The sequence below is a fragment of the Paenibacillus sp. FSL H8-0282 genome (assembly GCF_037963825.1).
Lineage (GTDB): Bacteria > Bacillota > Bacilli > Paenibacillales > Paenibacillaceae > Paenibacillus_AQ > Paenibacillus_AQ odorifer.
On the sequence record NZ_CP150146.1, the window covers coordinates 1,943,897 to 1,963,000 of the forward strand.

Here is a 19,104-nt window from a genome sequence, read left to right on the forward strand (position 1 = left end):
ATGTCTATAAGATTGCGGCTGACTGCTTGGTATTCAGGGATTTTGGCCGTTATGCTGCTGGCCTTATCAGCCGCAATTTACGGTTTTGTTTATTTTAATACTTATGGGGACTTGAAGGATCGTATACAAAAACAGGGTGAGCAGCTTGTAACCAATCTCAATCCTAACTGGGCGTATGACGGTTCATTGCAAAGTGTGAGCATAAACCCCTTCTTCGGCAACAAACTGGAGGAAGCTAATATTTTGGTGCAAACCTATATCTATAATAATGAGAACCTGCAAAAGTCAGAGAACTTGCATTATCTAGATATCCAATTCGATGTTCCGAAACTGGAAGATATTGATAAAGCTCACGGGTTCAAACAGACTACGCTTGGCGGATATCATTTGATGGTTTATCAGATACCGATATATGACTTGAATAAGAGTCCTGTGGCCCTTCTGCAGGTGGCAACACCGTCAAATTCGGAAGACAAGCTCTTGGAGCGTTTAAAAAATATACTACTCGTAGGTTCTTTTGCTACCCTGATCGCGGCATTTACCTTCGGTTTGTTCCTTGCGCGCAAATCCATGAGTCCAATCGGCAAAGTAATTGAAGCTGCGAATGGGATTCAGACGGGGAATGATTTAAGCTCGCGGATTGAATACGATGGGCCGCCAGACGAGATAGGAAGACTTATTGAGACCGTTAACAGTATGCTTGGGCGTATGGAAGGGTTCTACACAGAGCTGGAGGATTCGTATGCGGCTCAGCGCCGTTTCGTTTCAGATGCTTCACATGAGCTTCGGACACCGCTCACTACGATCCGCGGAAATATTGATCTGCTGCAAAAGGTTTGGGAGATGGAACCCGGAGAAGGGAAGATGAGTGAAGCTGAGATTCGCCAGCTATCGCTTGAATCGGTGCAGGATATCGCAGACGAGTCTAAGCGTATGAGCCGCTTGGTAGCGGATATGCTCTCGCTCGCGCGTGCGGATACTGGACGTACTTTTGATATAGAGCCCGTGGCACTGGAACCGATGATGAATGAGATTGCGCGCCGCGCCTCTTTCCTGCCCCGTCAAGCCGAGTGGGTTACAGGTGATATGTCAGTCTTAAATGGCAAATATATAGTTGGGAATAAAGATTATCTACAGCAAATGCTCTTTATTTTTATTGATAATGCCTTTAAGTACACGCCTTCAGGCATCGTGAGTTTGGATACCCTCTTCTATCAGAATCAGATTGGCATTCGGATCACTGATACAGGGATTGGTATGGATAAAGATGAGGTTCCATATATCTTTGACCGTTTCTATCGTGCAGATGAATCGCGTGGAATTACGGAAGGGATTGGGCTTGGCTTATCCATTGCTAAGTGGATTATTGACGAGCATGGTGGGTCTGTGGAGGTTGTTACACGCCAAGGTGAGGGGACCACTTTTGTCATCTGGTTGCCGCTTCTCTTTGCTCCGCCGCTGGAATAGGGTATAATTTAGAAGTGTCCTAATACAGAGGTCAATGAAAGCAGAAAGCTGGTGAACTCATGGAAGTCATTAAAATCTCTCCCCGGGGATATTGTTACGGAGTTGTCGATGCAATGGTTATGGCACGGCAGGCTGCGCAAAATCTCGATCTTCCCCGGCCGATTTATATACTGGGTATGATTGTTCATAACAGTCATGTCACGAATTCGTTCGAAGATGATGGCATTATTACTTTGGACGGACATAATCGTCTGGATATTCTGGATAAAGTGGATAGTGGGACCGTCATATTCACTGCACACGGGGTTTCTCCTGAGGTACGCAAGATGGCTAGGGACAAGGGTCTGACTACGGTCGACGCTACCTGTCCTGATGTCACGAAGACCCATGATCTTATTCAGGAAAAAGTAGATGACGGTTATGAGGTCATTTATATCGGCAAAAAAGGCCATCCGGAACCGGAGGGTGCTGTGGGTATTGCCCCTGAGCATGTGCATCTGATTGAAAAAGAAGATGAGATTGCTACGTTATCCATCTCTTCTTCACGTATTGTCATTACGAATCAGACTACTATGAGCCAGTGGGATATTAAACACATCATGAAAAAGCTTCTAGAGACCTTCCCAGGTGCTGAAGTGCATAATGAGATATGTATGGCTACCCAAGTACGTCAAGAGGCTGTGGCGGAACAAGCGGGGCAATGTGATCTGGTGATTGTTGTCGGTGATCCGCGAAGCAACAACTCCAATCGTCTGGCACAGGTGTCGGAAGAAATCGCTGGGGTTCCTGCCCATCGTATTTCTGATGTGTCTGAACTCCAAACAGAATGGCTAGAGGGTGTAAATATCGTCGGGGTCACTTCTGGCGCGTCCACACCTACACCTATCACCAAAGAAGTGATTAACTACTTAGATCAGTATGATTCGGCTAATCCGGAGACGTGGGAGATCAAACGTACAGTGAATATGGCGAAGCTGCTGCCACCGGTTAAGAATAAGAGTGCAAGTACTACTTAATGTAATGGGCTAGGCTCGAACTTATATATTATGAACGCTGCAACAAGAGCGCTTAACTTCGTCAGTCGAGGTTAAGTGCTCTTTTTTATCGAAAGAACGCTTCCGGCATAGGAATCTAGAATATAGATTGACTATAATCGTTTTTTGAGGTAAAATTGCTTTAGTGATTAAAAGCATAAAAGCTTAAAAGCGAACACGCGTCGTAGTGCGATAGTACTTAGCGGAATTATTATAAATTTTAAATGTAGAGAGGGAGTTATAAATATGATCGTCATTACATCAAATCAAACACCGGAAGAGCAGGTTAAAGATATAATTGCCGTAATCGAAAAAGAAGGTTTGCAGGTGCATCTCTCCAGAGGAGCAGATCACACGGTGATAGGTTTAGTGGGAGTCGTCACTCCTAAGCTCGCCGAGCATTTGCGGCAAATGAAGGGTGTAGAGAACGTCGTGAAGATCTCCAAATCCTACAAGCTGGCCAGCCGGGATTTCCATCCTGAGGATACGATTATTGATATCAAGGGTGTGAAGATTGGTGGAGAAAACCTGGTGATCATGGGCGGACCTTGCGCCGTTGAGTCTCCAGAGCAGATTGATGAGATCGCCCGGCTTGTTAAAGCGTCTGGTGCTCAGGTACTTCGTGGAGGCGCGTTTAAGCCCCGTACAGGACCGTACAGCTTCCAAGGCGTAGGTGTGGAAGGTTTGACTATGATGGCTGAAGCAGGAAAGCGTCATGGGCTGTTGACCATTACAGAGGTTATGACACCAGAGTATGTTGATATCTGTGCGGAGCATGCGGATATTCTGCAGGTGGGTACACGGAATATGCAAAACTTTGATTTGCTGCGCAAGCTGGGGACCTGTGGCAGACCTGTTCTTCTAAAACGTGGCTTCAGTGCGACCTATGACGAGTTGCTCAATGCAGCGGAGTACATTTTGGCAGGCGGTAATAAGGATGTGATGCTCTGTGAGCGCGGGATTCGCACATTTGAGACCTACACTCGTAATACGCTGGATCTATCGGCTATTCCTGTGCTACAAAGCTTAAGCCATCTTCCAGTAATCTCTGATCCAAGTCACGGAACCGGTCGTCGTGAGTTAGTTGAGCCTATGGCCAAAGCTTCTGTTGCTGCTGGCGCAAATGGTCTAATTATTGAAATGCACACAGATCCGGACAATTCCATGACAGGTGATGGTGTTCAATCGTTATTCCCTGATCAGTTTGATAACCTGCTTAAGGATCTGGAAAAGCTGGCTCCAATTGTTGGACGTAAGTTTTCAACTTCGCCAGAAACGGTTTCGGTCCTATAAAATTTAATCTAATAGCTTCCTCGGAAGCCCTCTTAACCCGCGACCTAGTGGGAAAAGAGGGTTTTTTTGGAGTTGGATAAAATAAATGTGACATGGAAATATGCGAAAATAACAGATTTCACGAAAGCGTTAGAATATCTTACATTGCTGAAAGAAATACCTGACATAAGCATTGACGATGTTAGGTATGAGATTTATAATTACGACAGCAAAAAAAATTAAAACAAGAACATTTGCATACTGTGAGCGGCCTAATGTTCGGAACTTGGGGGAGGAAAAATTCATGTCGGTTGAAAAAGTGTTGCAAACAATTAAAGAGAACAATATCGAGTGGGTAGATTTTCGATTCGTAGATTTAGGTGGTCGTGCCCACCACATCTCTCTGCCAGCTTCTGAAGTGGAAGATGAAACTTTTGTAAATGGGGTAGCATTCGACGGTTCTTCCATCAAAGGTTTCCGTGGTATTGAAGAATCAGACATGGTTATGATGCCTGATCCGAATAGTGTATTCATAGATCCGTTTACAGCTCATCCAACGCTGAACGTGATGTGCGACATTTTCACTCCTGATGGCGAACGTTATGAGCGCGATCCTCGCGGTATTGCTGTGAAAGCAGAAGAATTCCTGCAAAAAAGCGGAGTAGGTACATCTGCATTCTTCGCGCCTGAATCAGAATTCTTTATCTTTGACGATGTTCGTTACGAAAGTGGCATGAACAGATCCTCATTCTTCGTAGATTCTGAAGAAGCGGCTTGGAATACGGGTCGTAAAGAAGAGGGCGGCAACTTGGCATTTAAAGTTGGCGTTAAAGGCGGATATGTTCCTGTAGCACCAGTTGACTCCCAACAGGATATCCGCAGTGAAATGTGCCGTCTGCTTGCTGAAGTTGGACTACGCATTGAACGTCATCACCATGAAGTAGCCACTGCAGGTCAAGCGGAAATTAACTTCCGTTTTGATACCTTGAAGAAAACTGCTGATAATCTCATGACTTATAAATATATTGTACAAAACACTGCACGTCAGTATGGCAAGGTAGCAACCTTCATGCCAAAACCACTGTTCGGTGATAACGGTAGCGGAATGCACGTGCATCAATCCATCTTTGACGGAGACACTCCTTTGTTCTACGAAAAAGGCGCTTATGCTAACTTGAGCGAAATGGCTCTTCATTATATCGGTGGTATTTTGTACCATGCACCAGCATTGATCGCTTTGACTAACCCAAGCACCAACTCCTTTAAACGTCTGGTTCCTGGCTACGAAGCACCGGTTAACTTGGTTTACTCCAAAGGAAATCGTTCTGCAGCAGTTCGTATCCCGGTAGCAGCTGTGACACCAAAAGGCTGTCGTATCGAATTCCGCACACCGGATTCCACAGCTAACCCTTACTTGGCATTCTCCGCAATGCTGATGGCAGGTCTGGACGGAATCAAGAACAAGATTAACCCGCAAGAACTGGGTTATGGTCCTCTGGATAAGAACATCTATGAATTGTCTGATGCAGATAAAGAAAAAATCCGCAGCGTTCCAGGCAGCCTGAGCGAAGCGCTTGATTCTTTGGAAGCTGATTACGAGTTCCTAACAGAAGGCGACGTATTTACTAAGGACTTCATCGATAACTATATTGCTCTGAAACGTTCTGAAGCACAAGAGGTAGCGATTCGTGTTCATCCACATGAATACGCCCTGTACTTCGATCTATAAGATTCCTGCTATTATAATCTTTATAATAAAAGAAGCTGTCTCAAAAGTAGAGAATTCTACTTGGGGCAGCTTCTTTTTTATGAATCAGGAAAAGTAATGGGTTTTACTGTGCCTTATGACTATATGCTAAGAAAGACTACACTAGCCCCCGTTCAGGAGCGCCGCAGGACTCTCTAATGATAAGCTCTGGCTCCACGCTGAAAGAACTCGTGCCTGATTGGTTGTTTATTAGATCATATAGCATTAGCGCTGCTAGGCGACCGATCTTATCTTTATTTTGGCGGATGGTAGTCAGTAGGGGGGTTGTATAATTGCAGGCCTCGATATCATCACAGCCAATAATTGCGACAGTTTCAGGAACGGCGATAGAAGCCTCTTTAAGGGCACGCATCGCCCCTATAGCAAGCTGATCCGACGCCGCGAAGATCGCTCTAGGTAAATTTCCATTCTCAATCATTCTACGCATCGTCTCATACCCGCTGGCCTCAAAGAAGTTACTTCCGTTTAAGAACCAATTCTCGTTAATAGGCAGTCCTAAATCTTCAAGAGCTTTGCGATAACCACTTTCGCGCATATTGGAGATGTCTGAATCTGAGGAACTGCCGATGTAGCCAAGCTCTCGATAGCCCAGTAAGTAAAAGTGTTCCACCACTTTGGAGGACATTTTGAAATTATCCGACATGATAAAACCAGAGTTGTCACCGGTCAGCTTTAAATCTACGCCGATACACGGAATTGCACTGTTGTCTAATTCGCTGATAGAGGTTTCTAGCTCCTGTCCGGATAGAAGCACACACCCATCTACATTAAAATGCTGGCAACGGGCAAGATAATCGTTAGTATCGCCACTTTGGAATTTTTCATTGGAAAAAAAGATAAGGTCGTAACCTAGTAGTCCCATTTGTTTTTTGAATGAATTTAGCACCTCAATGAAAAAAGGGTGGGTAAAGTCGACATTCAGCATTCCGGCAAAAATCACTCCGATTAGATTGGATGATTTCGTAGCCAATGTTTTAGCTGAATTGGAGGGGGTATATCCAGTTTCTTTTATAATTTGTTGAACCCTTGTCTTGGTATCTTCCGAAATATCACTGTAGTTATTAATGATTTTGGATACTGTCGAAACAGAAACTCCAGCAATTTTCGCTATATCTTTGATGCTGTAGGCCAAATTAAGTCCCCCTTATAGTGAAAAATGTTCCGTAATATATGTTTAAAATCTACTCAAGGCTATTTTTTATGACTTGAATTTATGATTTGCGAAATAGTTTCGTTACTTATTTTATAGTTCAATAAGATTATAGTCAATGGAATGTTTACTCTTAAACTAGGATTATGCTTGGTTTTAAAGGTTTTTTTGAATAATCGGTTCAAATAACGTTCAAAAACGAACAAAGAAAAAAGACTTTACAAAGACAAATAACGATGTAATAATAAAAACACCGAAACCGCTTTCTGTGATATCGTCCTTACTGTTTCGTGATTTTCAGAAATTAGCATGTGGTTTCGTTAAAAGGGTCATAACAAATTATCTGGGGGGTAACAAAATGGTAAAGAAGCTTTCTGCGGTATTGTTGAGCTCAGCGCTAGTGCTCTCATTAGCAGCATGTGGAAACAGCAATAACAACGCGAATGGTGAGGCTACTCCGGGCAGCGGAACAAACAAGCCTGCATCTGGTGATAAGAAAGTGATTAAGATCTTACACTGGAAACAAGAGAATATTAACAAGGTCATTACAGAAATTAATAAAAAGTTTGAAGAAAAATATCCGGAATACAAAGTGGAGTACACAACCACGGGTCCGGATGATGAATTCAAACAAGCACAAAGAGCAAGAATTACAGCTGGTGACGTAGATGTTCTTGCCGATCTATCCGGTATGAGATTGTCCCCGAAAGATTGGACACCAGGTGCGAAAGTGCCAGACTGGCAACAATGGATTGATTCCGGACTGATTGCTGATCTGAGCAACGAAGCTTTCGTTAAAAACTACAATGCGAATGATATTGCTAAAGCCGGCACTTATAAAGATAAAGTGTATGCAATCCCAACCGGTAAAGTAGCAATGTCAGGATTCTTCTATAATAAAGAAATTTTTGAACAAAACGGTCTGACTGTACCTACAACTTGGACAGAGTTCATTAGTGTTCTAGATACATTGAAAGCTAAGAGTATTGTTCCAATCGTAGTGGCTGGTAAAGACGTATGGCCATTGAAACTGCCAGTGTTCGGTTTGCAAGCTAAGATTCTAGGTGGCGGCAACCAACAACAATGGATTGAGGGCGTTTGGAAGGGAACTTCGGCATTTAACGATGCTGAGGCTGTAGAAGTATTGGAGAAAATGAAGACGCTTCAAGATAACTACATCATCGACGGTTTCTTGGGTATCGACTATGCAACAGCACCTTCGTTTTTCGCAACAGGAAAAGCAGCTATGATTGCTGACGGAACTTGGGATGCTCCTACGATCGCGGCAGCAAATCCAGATGTGAAATTTGGTTACTTCCCAATCCCAGCTACAGAAGATGCTGCTAAGAATAATTCTCTTGTCGGTAAATACGATGTAACTTGGTATGCAGCAGAAAAAGGCCCGAACAAAGAAGGTGCTTTGAAATGGCTGGAATTCTTCTCTGAACCAGAAAACTACACAGAATATGTTAAAGCAGCAGGATTCTTGCCTACACAAGACAATATTGCCACTGAAAGTGATTTTATTGACAAAGAACTTGCTCCATACATGACTGGAGATTTCGAGCTTGCTTATGAAATTATGATGATTAACCGTGACAACGTTGGTGAACACATTGCAGCTGAAGGCGTTCACACTGAGTATTTGGCACCAGGCGGCGAGTTTAAAACCGCTAAAGAGCTTGCAGACGTACAACAAAAAGAATGGGAAGCAGCAGCACCTAAATAAGTAGCTATCCCAATAAATAAAAAAGAATCTACAACATACTGTACACCAAACATGTTTTACAGCTTCGGGGTCTGTTTTGTGCAGGCCCCGATCATTTTATTGAATTAGGATTGGGTAGGTGAGAGAAATGTATCCGTTCGGGAAAGGTTTTAAACGATATATACCGCTTCTGCTGCTAATGATTCCATTATCATTGTATGTAATTTTCTATTTTGGCCCATCTATGATGACGGTCATCTATTCATTTACAGATATCACTAACGTTCCTGGAAGCAAGATGAGTTTCGTAGGCCTTGACAATTATTATGATGTATTTTACTCAGGAAATTCAGGCGAGCGTTGGGATTCCATTATACGTACTATTTATTTCATGGTCATTGTAACCATTGTACAGAACGGTGTCGGTCTGCTTATGGCCGTAGTTATCAATCAGAAGCTGAAAGGCGATTATTTCTATCGCGCGGTATTCTTTTTACCGGTTGTGCTTGGTGTGGCGGTAGTTGCACTGGTATGGGGCATGATGTTCGATCCGCTGAGTGGTCCGGTTAACCAACTGTATGATTCTTTGTTCGGTTATAAAGATATGTTCTTTGGAAGCTTCACTCATGCGTTCGGTTATATTATATTTACGCAAATTTGGATGTATATGGGATATTCGATGTTGATTTTCCTTGCGGGACTACAATCCGTACCGAAAGATTTGTATGAGGCTGGATATATAGACGGAACTACGAAGTGGCAATCTTTTAAAAATATCACATTCCCACTTATCGCTCCATCCTTTACGATTAACATTATTTTGTCTATTATCGGTGCGATGTCCACCTTTGATATTATTCTCGCAACTACGGACGGTCGCTTTAACACAAGAACGATGGCATATGACGTTTATAAAGAGACGTTCCGTGGTTCTCTACAGATGGGACTTCCTTCCGCGCTTTCCGTGGTTCAGTTCCTTATGATTCTGGTGTTTGTAGTATTTGCAGTGAAACAAATGCGTAAGAGAGAGGTGGAATATTAATGAAGGATTCCAAAACCGCCAAAACTCTCTCTTATATTCTGATTGCAGTGTTGCTTGTTTTGTATATCATGCCGTTGTTATTTGTAATCAATATTTCATTCAAGTCCTTTACAGAATATCTGTTAGATCCTATCGGTCTCGTAAAAAGTATTCAATGGGATAATTATAAAGAAGCTTGGCTACAGGGTAATTTCTCTAATTATTTCTTAAACAGTCTGCTGTATACGGCCGTAGCAACAGTGCTGACCCTAATTGTTTCGTTATTCGGGGCCTTCCCGGTGGCGAGAAATTATGTGAAGTGGAGCGGATTTATTTATTTGTTCTTCTTGATGTCTCAGTTCCTGCCGAATCCAATGGTCGCACAGTTCAAGCTGATGCTTACCATGAAACAGGAGCTAGGATTTGTAGGTTATGACACGAAGCTGGGTTACATTCTCCTTAAAACAGGCGGAACGGGTATCGTGTTCATGATGTTTGTAGGTTACATCAAAGGAATTAGCCGGGAGATGGATGAAGCAGCAGGTATGGATGGCGCTGGATATATGCGTTATTTGTTCCAGATCATCATGCCACTTATGAAACCAGTAATTGCTACAGGTGTTATTCTAACAGCAATTAGTATCTGGAATGACTTCGTGGGGCCGGTCATGTATTTACCGAGTCCAGAAAACTATCCAATCACCTTCGGGCTTAAAGAATTCCGCGGTCAATACGGAAACAACTGGCCTATGTTGGCGTGCGGGATCATGATCGTATCTGCACCGCTTATCATCCTATACACCTTCATTCAAAAGTATATCGTTGACGGTGCATTGGCAGGTGCGGTTAAAGCTTAAGTAGTTGTGTAAATGAGAGGATGGAGAGAATGGATCGTAATAAAATTCATGGCTTCGAATTCACCGGAAATGATGGGGAATTCAGGCTTCAGCAACCGGATCGCAGCAGTTTTCTATATTTCCCTCTAGTGAATGAAGGGGGAATGATGTCGACAGTAACTCCAAAACTTCATGGTCAGGTTACCACAGGTCATAATTCATTTTTAACACCGCCATTATCTGTTGAAGATTTGCATAATTCGCGGGCTTCCCGCAACTTCTGGGTATACGTAGACGGCAAGGGAGCTTGGTCGGCAGTGGGGAACTCCGCTAAGCAAAATGCCGATTTTTATACATCGTCTACTGATGAAGCAGTACTAGAGGCTGGTTTCTTGTGGCAACGCGTAACGCGTTGTAACGCAGAGATGGGTGTTAAAGCAGAAATCACCAGCTTTGTGCCAAGTGGTAATGATAAAGTCGAATTAATGAAGGTTACGTTGACCAATACAGCAGCAGAGGCTATTACGCTGACACCGACAGCGGTAGTTCCGATTTACGCGCGTTCGGCGGATGATCTGCGCGATCATAGACATGTAACCTCCTTGCTTAACCGGATTTATACTTCACCCTATGGTGTTGAGGTTCAGCCTGCACTCTCCTTTGATGAGCGGGGACACCGCATCAATCACACTTCTTATGGAGTATTTGGTGCAGAGGGTGACGGCAGTCAACCTGCGGGGTTCTTTCCGGTGCAGGAGGAGTTCATTGGAGAAGGTGGAAGCCTGGATTGGCCGGAAGCTGTTATCCTGAACAACACGCCGGAGATTGGCAAGGGCGGAGGCGTACAAAGAGAGGGATATGAGGCTATCGGGGGTCTTCGTTACGAGACGCTTACTCTGTCTCCTGGTGACAGCCATTCTTATATAGTAGTTATGGCGATCCATAATGAGAGAATTGACGTGGATGCTTTGATGAACAAATATGGTACATCTGAAGCTTTTGATCATTTGCTTGAGGAGACTAAAGCCTTCTGGGCAGATAAAGTGAATATGGTAGAATTTCATACCGGTGATTCAGATGCTGACCAATGGATGAAATGGGTTACGATTCAACCCGTGCTGAGAAGACTTTATGGTAACTCCTTCTTGCCTTATCATGATTATGGAAGAGGCGGACGTGGCTGGCGGGATCTTTGGCAGGATTGTCTAGCACTCCTTATTATGGAACCGGCTGAAGTACGGAGCTTACTGCTGAACAACTACGCTGGGGTAAGAATAGATGGTAGTAATGCCACTATTATCGGTCAACAGCCTGGTGAATTTATTGCCGACCGTAACAACATCCCGCGGGTGTGGATGGATCATGGGGCTTGGCCGTTCTTAACTACTATGTTATATCTGGATCAGAGTGGTGATCTTGATTTCTTATTGCAGGAACAGACGTATTTCCGCGATACCTTTATGAGTCGCTGTAAGGAACGTGATACTTCATGGGATACCTCGCTAGGAAGTGATCTCAGAACAACTTCTGGTGAGGTTTATAAAGGTACGATTCTGGAACATATCCTGCTGCAAAATCTGGTTCCGTTCTTTAATGTTGGAGAGCACAATAATATCCTGCTGGAGGGCGCAGACTGGAATGATGGTCTTGATATGGGCGCAGACCGGGGTGAGAGTGTAGCTTTCACAGCATTCTACGCAAGTAACTTATTGGATATTTCTCGTGTGCTGCGTACGCTAAAGACTTCTAAAGGGCAAGAGACAGTTGAATTGGCAGAAGAAATGAAACTATTGCTAGATTCGCTTGGTGAGCAAGTGGATTATGAATCTGTATCAGGCAAGCATGAAAGACTTAATCAATATTATGCTGCCGCTCCGAACAAAGTTAGCGGTATTCGTGCAGCACTCGACATAGAGACAGTAGCGGACGATCTGGAACAAAAAGCAGAGTGGATCTTTAATCACTTGCGCCGCAATGAGTGGGTGGAAAGTGAACAAGGTGGAGGCTGGTTTAACGGTTATTATAATAATGATGGAGAACAAGTGGAAGGGGAATTCTCAGAAGGCGTTCGAATGACGCTTACAGGTCAAGTATTCCCGCTGATGGGTCATGCAGCTGCGCCAGAGCAAATTCCGCATATCATTGCCGCCGTGGATCGTAATCTACTGGATGACAAAATTGGGTACAGACTTAATTCCCGTTTCGGAGGCATCCAGCAGAATCTGGGTCGCGCCTTTGGCTTTGCCTTTGGACATAAAGAGAACGGTGCTATGTTCAGTCACATGACCATCATGTATGGCAATGCGTTGTATAAACGCGGATATGTGAAAGAAGGACATAAAGTATTAGAATCTCTGTATAGCTTAAGTACTGACTTTGCAAAAGCCCGCATATACCCAGGAATTCCTGAGTATATTAACGAGCAAGGCAGAGGGATGTATACGTATTTAACAGGATCAGCAAGCTGGCTGCTGTTAACTATGGTTACTGAAGTATTTGGTGTAAAAGGTAAGCTAGGCGATCTTTTGTTGGAACCGAAGCTTGTTAAAGCGCAGTTTAATTCTGAGGGAAAAGCCTCTATTAAGACAATCTTCGCGGATCGCGAGTTTGAAGTGGTCTATAAAGCCACAGGAAGCTTAAACTACGGGGAGTACCAAATACACGCTGTTACCCTGAATGGCAGCGAGGTGACGCTGCAGCGCGGCTCAGGAAGTGCGATTATTCCGCGTGAAGAGTTGCTCTCTCTGCAGACAGAGAAATGCCACTTGATTGAAGTGACATTGGCGTAGCTTTATACGATATTTTAAGACGTCTGCACCGTTATTCATAGCGGCTGCAGACGTTTTTTTCAATAATGAATATTTATTCATTGTAACAATGAACGAAAGGGCGCGTTAGGTATGGGTTACAGACTGTCAAATGGCATATTAACTGTCGATATCGCTGATATCGGAGAGTATAAGGGCACACGTTTTGACTGGACAGGATTTATTACACAGGTGACATTAGAAGAGGGGAAACATACGTTTTGTGTGCCGGAAAGCTTGAAGCCAGGCGAAGGAACTGGGGGCAAGGGGCTTTGTAATGAGTTTGGCATTTCCCGGGCAATTGGATATGATGAAGCACCAATCGGAGGCTGGTTTCCAAAAATCGGAGTCGGATTGTTACAAAAAGGAAATTCCCCATTATACAGTTTCAATGAGGAGTTCCCCTTAACCTCTTTTAGTAAGGATATCGAAGCAGGGAATGATGCGGTCACCTATACGATCCACCCGATGGAAAGCAACGGATATGCTGTGCAGCTAACCAAAACGATTTCTTTACAGAGGGATCAATTAATAATTGCATATGAACTGCATAACAAAGGGCAAAAGCCTTTCCATACGGAGGAATATATTCACAACTTCATCGGAATCGACGGGTTGAATATTGGGCAGGATTTCGAACTGCGTCTTCCGAGGGAACTCAAGGTAGTAGAACCAGAATCCTCCTATACGAAAGAATTGCTAGAGGTATCCGGGAATACCCTTACTTGGTCAAAGGAACCGGATAAACCCTTTTATTGCAAGTTGAGCGGTTGGGAAGGTCAGGAAAATGAGTTCACCTGGGAGTTGGTTCATAAGCCTAGTGGAACAGGCGTGCGAGAGAGTGGGGACTTTCCAGTAGAACGTATGGCCCTGTGGGGAGAAGGTCATGTAGTCTCTCCTGAAGTATTTGTGAACATTAGTCTTTTACCGCGTCAAAGCAAGAGCTGGCGCCGATCTTACCGGTTTTTCACTGCGAAATGAGTACCGTCTTAACCTTTTATGTGAATAATTATACTTGCTGGTGCGGGAGAATATTGCTATCATAACCATATCCATATTGATAGGAGAGAAAGGGTGGGGAGCAGTTTTGAATAAGAGAGCATACAATTTTAATGCCGGACCGGCAGCATTGCCGCTTACGGTACTGGAACGCGCACAAGCGGAGTTTGTTGATTTCCGGGAAAGTGGAATGTCTATCATGGAGATGTCGCACCGTGGTGCAATTTACGAATCCGTGCATAATGAAGCGCAGGAACGTCTGCTTTCACTCCTCGGCAATCCGAAGGGCTATAAGGTATTGTTCTTACAAGGCGGAGCAAGCACGCAGTTTGCAATGATCCCTATGAACTTGATTTCCGAAGGCCAAGTAGGTAGCTATGTAATGACAGGTAGCTGGGCAGATAAAGCTTATAAAGAAGCCAAATTGGTAGGAGGCGCTCATGTTGCTGCTTCTTCCGAAGATAAGAAATTCTTGGCTATACCTGAATTAAGTTCGATCAAAGCTGCGGAGAATGCTGCTTACCTTCATGTTACTTCCAACGAGACCATTGAAGGAACGCAATATGCAGAATTTCCGGATGCAGGCTCGATTCCGTTAATCGCGGATATGTCTAGTGATATACTTTGCCGTCCAATCGATGTGAACCAATTCGGAATGATCTATGCCGGAGCACAAAAGAACCTTGGACCTTCAGGCGTGACTGTAGTTATCGCGAAAGAAGAATTGCTTGCAGAATCACCTTCTAACATTCCTACTATCATGCGTTACAGCACTCATTATAAGAATAACTCTCTTTACAATACACCTCCATCTTTCTCTGTATATATGGTGAACGAAGTATTAAAATGGATTGAGGAGCAAGGCGGCTTAGCTGGCATCCATTCCAAGAACCTTGAAAAATCGGGTCTGTTATATGATCACATCGATGGAAGTGACGGTTTCTACCGTGGTGTTGCAGAACAAGGCAGCCGCTCTATTATGAACGTTACTTTCCGGATGCAATCAGAAGAACTCGAAAAGCAGTTTGTCAAAGCTGCTGAACTGGAAGGTTTTGTCGGCTTAAAGGGTCACCGCAGTGTTGGGGGCTTGCGTGCTTCCATCTACAATGCAGTTCCTTACGAAAGTGTAAAAGCACTATCCGATTTCATGAACCATTTCCGGCAAACTCAAGGTTAATGAATTCTATCTATAACCTTCCGCCTTCTTGGTGGAAGGTTTTCAGTTTGTTTGGAGAAGCTATGGTTAGGCACTAGAGTAAAACATCTGGCTATTAAGCCTTTAGAGAGGAAGGAACCATATAATGGCACTCCATATCGTATTAGTCGAGCCGGAAATTCCGGCCAATACTGGCAACATTGCGCGTACTTGCGCCGCTACCGGCACTCATCTTCACTTGGTTCGTCCACTCGGATTCCGTACTGACGATGCTACATTAAAAAGAGCAGGATTAGACTATTGGCATGCTGTTACTATTGAATATCACGACTCCTTTGCTGAGGTTTTGGAGAAATATAGCGAGGGGCGTTTCTTTTACGCAACGACGAAAGCAGAGAAAAGATACAGCGACTTTAAGTTCCAAGATGGCGATTTTTTTGTTTTTGGCAAGGAAACGAAGGGGCTTTCTGCAGAGATTCTAGAAGCAGGTAAAGAAACAAAAATGCGCATGCCAATGAGTGATGCTGTGAGATCTCTGAATTTATCCAATTCGGCAGCAATTATTGTGTACGAGGCGCTTCGACAATTGGATTTCCCTAATCTTATTTAAAAAAAGACAAATTTTTTATTTTTTTCAGCAGGATTCGACAATTAGGTAACGAAATATATTGAAAGAGCCGAAATAAGTAGTAGCTACTAAATAATTTTTCTTGAACAGGAGAGGTGTACGTTAGTTATGAAACCTGCTGGTGTAGTTCGCAAAGTGGATCAGTTGGGTAGAATTGTTCTGCCTAAGTCCCTGCGTAAAAGGTATCAGATGAATGAAGGCGACCCGGTTGAAATTTTGGTACAGGGTGACCATATCATCTTGGAGCGTTACCGTCCAAAATGTGTTTTCTGTGGATCGATGGATGGTGTAAGCGAATATAAAGATCGTTATATTTGTTCTGCATGCCTTTCTGAAATGACTCAATTGCCAAGACATGCCTAAGAAGTACATATTTTGAATTTTGACAGCCAAGAGCTTATAAAAAAACTGTCCTCTTCGTAGAACTCTTCTACTTGGGGGGCAGTTTTTTTATGTATACAAAAAATGCCCCCGCACCAAGTGGCTGCAGGGACATATCGGCTTTATAGGCCTTTTGTTTTGTCGTCGTTGTAAGATGAGGTAAGGATGCCGACCGTAAATAACACAAATACGAACATTACGATCCAAAAGGTTAATGAGAACGACATACTGGCACCTCCAATAGCGAATGTATTCGTTATCAAGATTATAACCTGCAATTTAATAAAAATAAACGCAAATGTGATATGTTACATAGACAATTTACTATATTATTTAAAAAACAGAAAATTCGTTGGCACAGCTCTTAGATTTCCATCGGATGGTTTATTGATAACTCTTCCGTTAAAGATCAATGAGGAAGAGCCACCACCATCTAAATTATAAGCATCTACGAGACCCATATTCGATAATTTGTTCTGAATCTCCTCCAGCTGTGCACCAGAGCTGCCATACTCATTATATCCATCCGCTACAAAAAGCAGGATCTGATCATCTTTATATTTGCCGATCACGGTACGTGGTGCCCGATTAGGGGATGTTTTCCACTTTTCGGGTATGGGTGTTTTGATGTTGTTTTTAAGGAGGACAGGCACAAAGGTGGCGCCGAATACCGGATCTAGCTGATCTAATTGTGCGCGACTGTAGAATTTCCCTCCGATTAATTGCCCGGATTTGTTCAGCCCAACAAAACTTAGGTCCTTGTACGTGGGCTCAAAACCGTATAAATACTTTCCATCCACTACAGTTGTGCTTAAGGGATAACGTTTTCCGGATTGATCTGCAAAGCCGCCCGCATTAATACCAGCAATGGCACCATTACGCTGTACGGCATGCATAGTAGTTTCCGCACCGGAGGCTGTCTCCGCCAAGCTCATCTTCATAGCGGTCGGGTCCTTCAATTTGATTTTCAACGCATAAGCTTTGTAGTTTCCTGGATTCAATCGATATAACTCAACTCTTATACGGTCGCTAGTAACGATCTCTGAAGGTATACCAAGCTTGGCTGAAATCCTGCGGTTATAGATCAGTTCAGGCCGGTTCGCTTGAGTCTGTGCTGTTTCGACCAGCTTATTCATCGTAGTGGTAGTCTCTTTATATAGCTTGGCACTAGCGCTGACAGCATCAATGGTGTAAGCTGCGGAGGCCTCTGCCAGCGTCAGCTCTTTTTTTAAGGAAGCTGTTTCATTCACTGGCCCAGCGCTTGGTGTGAATTGTCCTACATCAAGGTCTAGCTGTAGCGGTGGTCGATACCACGACATACAAATAAACAAGCCTATGAACGGTGCAGTTAGAAGCATGAAGAAGCGGTTTACTCTTTTGACTGGCGTCATCATTTGATCAGATCCATTTCTTTCTTCAATGCTTCTAACTGTTTGCTTACCTCACTCAATTGCGTATATAGCTTGTTGCTGTTATCTGTCTTGGCACTAGCATTATCTTTAGTGAAGGTTAATAGTTCGTTAAAGCTTTGCACTGTATTCTGCAATTCCTTCACTTCTTCAGAGAGAACGGCAATTTTTGCTTCATAGTCGGTCTTCAAAACGGTAAGCTGCTGCTGGCTCTGAGTACTAAGTTCGGTAAGCACCTGTTGCTTCAGATGGTTCGTGTAGCTGTATACAGCATATACGCCGAGTCCGATCATCATAATCCAGAACAGTAAAAACCATTTTACGGAAGGGCCGTTTCTCGCAGTAGTAGAGCGCGAGCGTACCGGGGACGTTTCCGCTAGCGGTTGCATTTTATCACCTCGGGTTGGTCTTTTTTTCAAGTCCCCATTCTATCAGACTTTGACAAGATTCGCAAAAATGTAAGAGAGTATGAAAACTAGAAAAAGTAATTGCATCCTATTAAACTACTGCGATACAATTTCTATAGATTGGAATTCTGATAGACGTACACAAGGTAACCAGCTAGAGATTATACAGACAAGTCATCATACAGCCTTGCTTGCGTTTTAACCGGAAACGCTGCGGCGCTTTCCTTTCTAGATGATTATATATAGAGCAGGGGGTCAGGGCATTAATGATGAAGGTTTGGCAGGTGGTCATTGTGGGGTGTCATCCTACAAGTATGCTGGGGACAAAATTGATTTTGGAAGAGGAAGAGGGGCTTAAGGTTCTGGGAATGTATTCCACTTGGGACGAAGGCGCTACCATCGTAAGGGAAAAAAATCCCGAGCTAGTGCTAGTAGATTATCATATGCCTGAGGGGAATATTGAGAGTGTGCTGTTAAATATGAAAAAAAGCTCACCAAACTCACATTTTGTCGTGATGACAGACGAAGACGGGCGAGAACTGCTTCAGCCCCTCGTAGAACTAGGAGCCAGCGGGATATTCTCGAAGGGAGCTTCTCCCCGTCAGCTTTTACAGCTGATCCTGGGTTTACGGGAGGGTTTTCTTTCAATGCCGTTGGAATGGATTGAAAAAGGAGCTTGGCCGATTTCGACATTTAAAGGATTAGATGATGTTCTGCAACTGACGGAGACAGAGATGTTTATCATGGAGCGAATCGTTCAAGGGATTACCTACGATAAAATTGCGCTTGAAATTGCGGTAAGCCGTCGGTCCATTGATAATTATTTGCGCAAAATCTATGTAAAGCTAGATGTTTCGACCCGGGCACAAGCGATTGAGAAATTCGCGCTCTTCTCAAGACAAAACAGGCAAATCTACGCCTAACCCACGCTTTACGACATAATGACGTATGGGGTGGAATATTCTTGGAGTAGAAGTAAGGATATCATGTTGAATGGGTAACCATCCCATCCTTGGATGAGGATGACGAAGCCGTTTCTACTTGGTAACAGGGAAGGGGGA

Annotated in this window: 16 protein-coding genes; 13 read left to right on the top strand and 3 right to left on the bottom strand. The window is 43.7% G+C overall.

The window, feature by feature from the left end; all coding sequences use genetic code 11:
* From NST94_RS08360 to glnA, 4 genes are all read left to right on the top strand, one after another.
* Positions 1-1,467, top strand: coding sequence for a HAMP domain-containing sensor histidine kinase (locus tag NST94_RS08360; RefSeq protein ID WP_076126425.1), 1,467 nt, complete (start codon positions 1-3; stop codon positions 1,465-1,467).
* Positions 1,468-1,526: 59 nt separating this feature from the next.
* Positions 1,527-2,483, top strand: a complete 957-nt coding sequence (locus NST94_RS08365) for a 4-hydroxy-3-methylbut-2-enyl diphosphate reductase (RefSeq protein WP_076126427.1) — start codon at positions 1,527-1,529, stop codon at positions 2,481-2,483.
* Positions 2,484-2,747: 264 nt separating this feature from the next.
* Positions 2,748-3,794 carry a 3-deoxy-7-phosphoheptulonate synthase gene (gene aroF, locus NST94_RS08370; RefSeq protein WP_076281065.1) on the top strand — a complete coding sequence of 349 codons (1,047 nt, stop codon included), beginning with the start codon at positions 2,748-2,750 and terminating at the stop codon, positions 3,792-3,794.
* A gap of 283 nt (positions 3,795-4,077) precedes the next feature.
* Complete coding sequence (gene glnA / locus NST94_RS08375) at positions 4,078-5,502, top strand: type I glutamate--ammonia ligase (RefSeq protein ID WP_036684454.1); 1,425 nt, start codon at positions 4,078-4,080, stop codon at positions 5,500-5,502.
* Between the two features lie 136 nt (positions 5,503-5,638).
* Here the strand turns inward: glnA and NST94_RS08380 are convergent, their stop codons facing one another.
* Positions 5,639-6,673, bottom strand: a complete 1,035-nt coding sequence (locus NST94_RS08380; RefSeq protein ID WP_076101584.1) for a LacI family DNA-binding transcriptional regulator — start codon at positions 6,671-6,673, stop codon at positions 5,639-5,641.
* Positions 6,674-7,049: 376 nt separating this feature from the next.
* Between NST94_RS08380 and NST94_RS08385 the strand changes: the two genes are divergently transcribed.
* From NST94_RS08385 to NST94_RS08420, 8 genes are all read left to right on the top strand, one after another.
* Entirely contained in the window at positions 7,050-8,420 is a 1,371-nt protein-coding gene (locus NST94_RS08385; RefSeq protein ID WP_076126433.1) for an extracellular solute-binding protein, read from the top strand.
* A gap of 127 nt (positions 8,421-8,547) precedes the next feature.
* The gene (locus NST94_RS08390) at positions 8,548-9,441 is read left to right on the top strand and encodes a sugar ABC transporter permease (RefSeq protein WP_076126435.1); all 894 of its coding nucleotides are present in this window, start codon (positions 8,548-8,550) and stop codon (positions 9,439-9,441) included.
* On the top strand, positions 9,441-10,277 hold the full coding sequence (locus NST94_RS08395) for a carbohydrate ABC transporter permease (RefSeq protein ID WP_036684447.1): 837 nt from the start codon (positions 9,441-9,443) through the stop codon (positions 10,275-10,277). Before NST94_RS08390 ends, NST94_RS08395 begins: the two co-directional genes overlap by 1 nt.
* 29 nt (positions 10,278-10,306) lie before the next feature.
* On the top strand, positions 10,307-13,045 hold the full coding sequence (locus NST94_RS08400) for a cellobiose phosphorylase (RefSeq protein WP_339281870.1): 2,739 nt from the start codon (positions 10,307-10,309) through the stop codon (positions 13,043-13,045).
* 111 nt (positions 13,046-13,156) lie between these two features.
* Positions 13,157-14,044, top strand: a complete 888-nt coding sequence (locus tag NST94_RS08405) for a hypothetical protein (RefSeq protein ID WP_339247464.1) — start codon at positions 13,157-13,159, stop codon at positions 14,042-14,044.
* A gap of 106 nt (positions 14,045-14,150) precedes the next feature.
* On the top strand, positions 14,151-15,239 hold the full coding sequence (serC, locus tag NST94_RS08410; RefSeq protein WP_076141387.1) for a 3-phosphoserine/phosphohydroxythreonine transaminase: 1,089 nt from the start codon (positions 14,151-14,153) through the stop codon (positions 15,237-15,239).
* Between the two features lie 124 nt (positions 15,240-15,363).
* Complete coding sequence (trmL, locus tag NST94_RS08415; protein WP_076218323.1) at positions 15,364-15,828, top strand: tRNA (uridine(34)/cytosine(34)/5-carboxymethylaminomethyluridine(34)-2'-O)-methyltransferase TrmL; 465 nt, start codon at positions 15,364-15,366, stop codon at positions 15,826-15,828.
* Between the two features lie 126 nt (positions 15,829-15,954).
* Positions 15,955-16,209: an AbrB/MazE/SpoVT family DNA-binding domain-containing protein gene (locus tag NST94_RS08420; protein WP_036684437.1), complete on the top strand. Its 255-nt coding sequence runs from the start codon at positions 15,955-15,957 to the stop codon at positions 16,207-16,209.
* A 347-nt stretch (positions 16,210-16,556) separates the two neighbouring features.
* On the opposite strand, the gene NST94_RS08425 is transcribed toward NST94_RS08420, so the two are convergent.
* Both NST94_RS08425 and NST94_RS08430 read right to left on the bottom strand, forming a co-directional pair.
* Positions 16,557-17,621, bottom strand: a complete 1,065-nt coding sequence (locus NST94_RS08425; protein ID WP_143766386.1) for a phosphodiester glycosidase family protein — start codon at positions 17,619-17,621, stop codon at positions 16,557-16,559.
* Positions 17,618-18,025: a hypothetical protein gene (locus tag NST94_RS08430; protein ID WP_036684435.1), complete on the bottom strand. Its 408-nt coding sequence runs from the start codon at positions 18,023-18,025 to the stop codon at positions 17,618-17,620. Before NST94_RS08430 ends, NST94_RS08425 begins: the two co-directional genes overlap by 4 nt.
* 284 nt (positions 18,026-18,309) lie before the next feature.
* On the opposite strand from NST94_RS08430, the gene NST94_RS08435 reads away from it, so the two are divergent.
* A complete protein-coding gene (locus tag NST94_RS08435) occupies positions 18,310-18,966 on the top strand; it encodes a response regulator transcription factor (RefSeq protein WP_036684433.1) in 657 nt (218 codons plus the stop codon).
* Positions 18,967-19,104 lie beyond the last annotated feature (138 nt).

Bases quoted from the DNA above. Each gene is read 5' to 3' on its own strand.
- NST94_RS08395 (WP_036684447.1), top strand. From the start codon at position 9,441: ATGAAGGATTCCAAAACCGCCAAAACTCTCTCTTATATTCTGATTGCA.
- aroF (WP_076281065.1), top strand. From the start codon at position 2,748: ATGATCGTCATTACATCAAATCAAACACCGGAAGAGCAGGTTAAAGAT.
- NST94_RS08400 (WP_339281870.1), top strand. From the start codon at position 10,307: ATGGATCGTAATAAAATTCATGGCTTCGAATTCACCGGAAATGATGGG.
- NST94_RS08385 (WP_076126433.1), top strand. From the start codon at position 7,050: ATGGTAAAGAAGCTTTCTGCGGTATTGTTGAGCTCAGCGCTAGTGCTC.
- NST94_RS08390 (WP_076126435.1), top strand. From the start codon at position 8,548: ATGTATCCGTTCGGGAAAGGTTTTAAACGATATATACCGCTTCTGCTG.
- NST94_RS08420 (WP_036684437.1), top strand. From the start codon at position 15,955: ATGAAACCTGCTGGTGTAGTTCGCAAAGTGGATCAGTTGGGTAGAATT.
- glnA (WP_036684454.1), top strand. From the start codon at position 4,078: ATGTCGGTTGAAAAAGTGTTGCAAACAATTAAAGAGAACAATATCGAG.
- NST94_RS08430 (WP_036684435.1), bottom strand. From the start codon at position 18,025: ATGCAACCGCTAGCGGAAACGTCCCCGGTACGCTCGCGCTCTACTACT.
- NST94_RS08360 (WP_076126425.1), top strand. From the start codon at position 1: ATGTCTATAAGATTGCGGCTGACTGCTTGGTATTCAGGGATTTTGGCC.
- NST94_RS08405 (WP_339247464.1), top strand. From the start codon at position 13,157: ATGGGTTACAGACTGTCAAATGGCATATTAACTGTCGATATCGCTGAT.
- NST94_RS08425 (WP_143766386.1), bottom strand. From the start codon at position 17,621: ATGATGACGCCAGTCAAAAGAGTAAACCGCTTCTTCATGCTTCTAACT.
- NST94_RS08435 (WP_036684433.1), top strand. From the start codon at position 18,310: ATGATGAAGGTTTGGCAGGTGGTCATTGTGGGGTGTCATCCTACAAGT.
- NST94_RS08365 (WP_076126427.1), top strand. From the start codon at position 1,527: ATGGAAGTCATTAAAATCTCTCCCCGGGGATATTGTTACGGAGTTGTC.
- trmL (WP_076218323.1), top strand. From the start codon at position 15,364: ATGGCACTCCATATCGTATTAGTCGAGCCGGAAATTCCGGCCAATACT.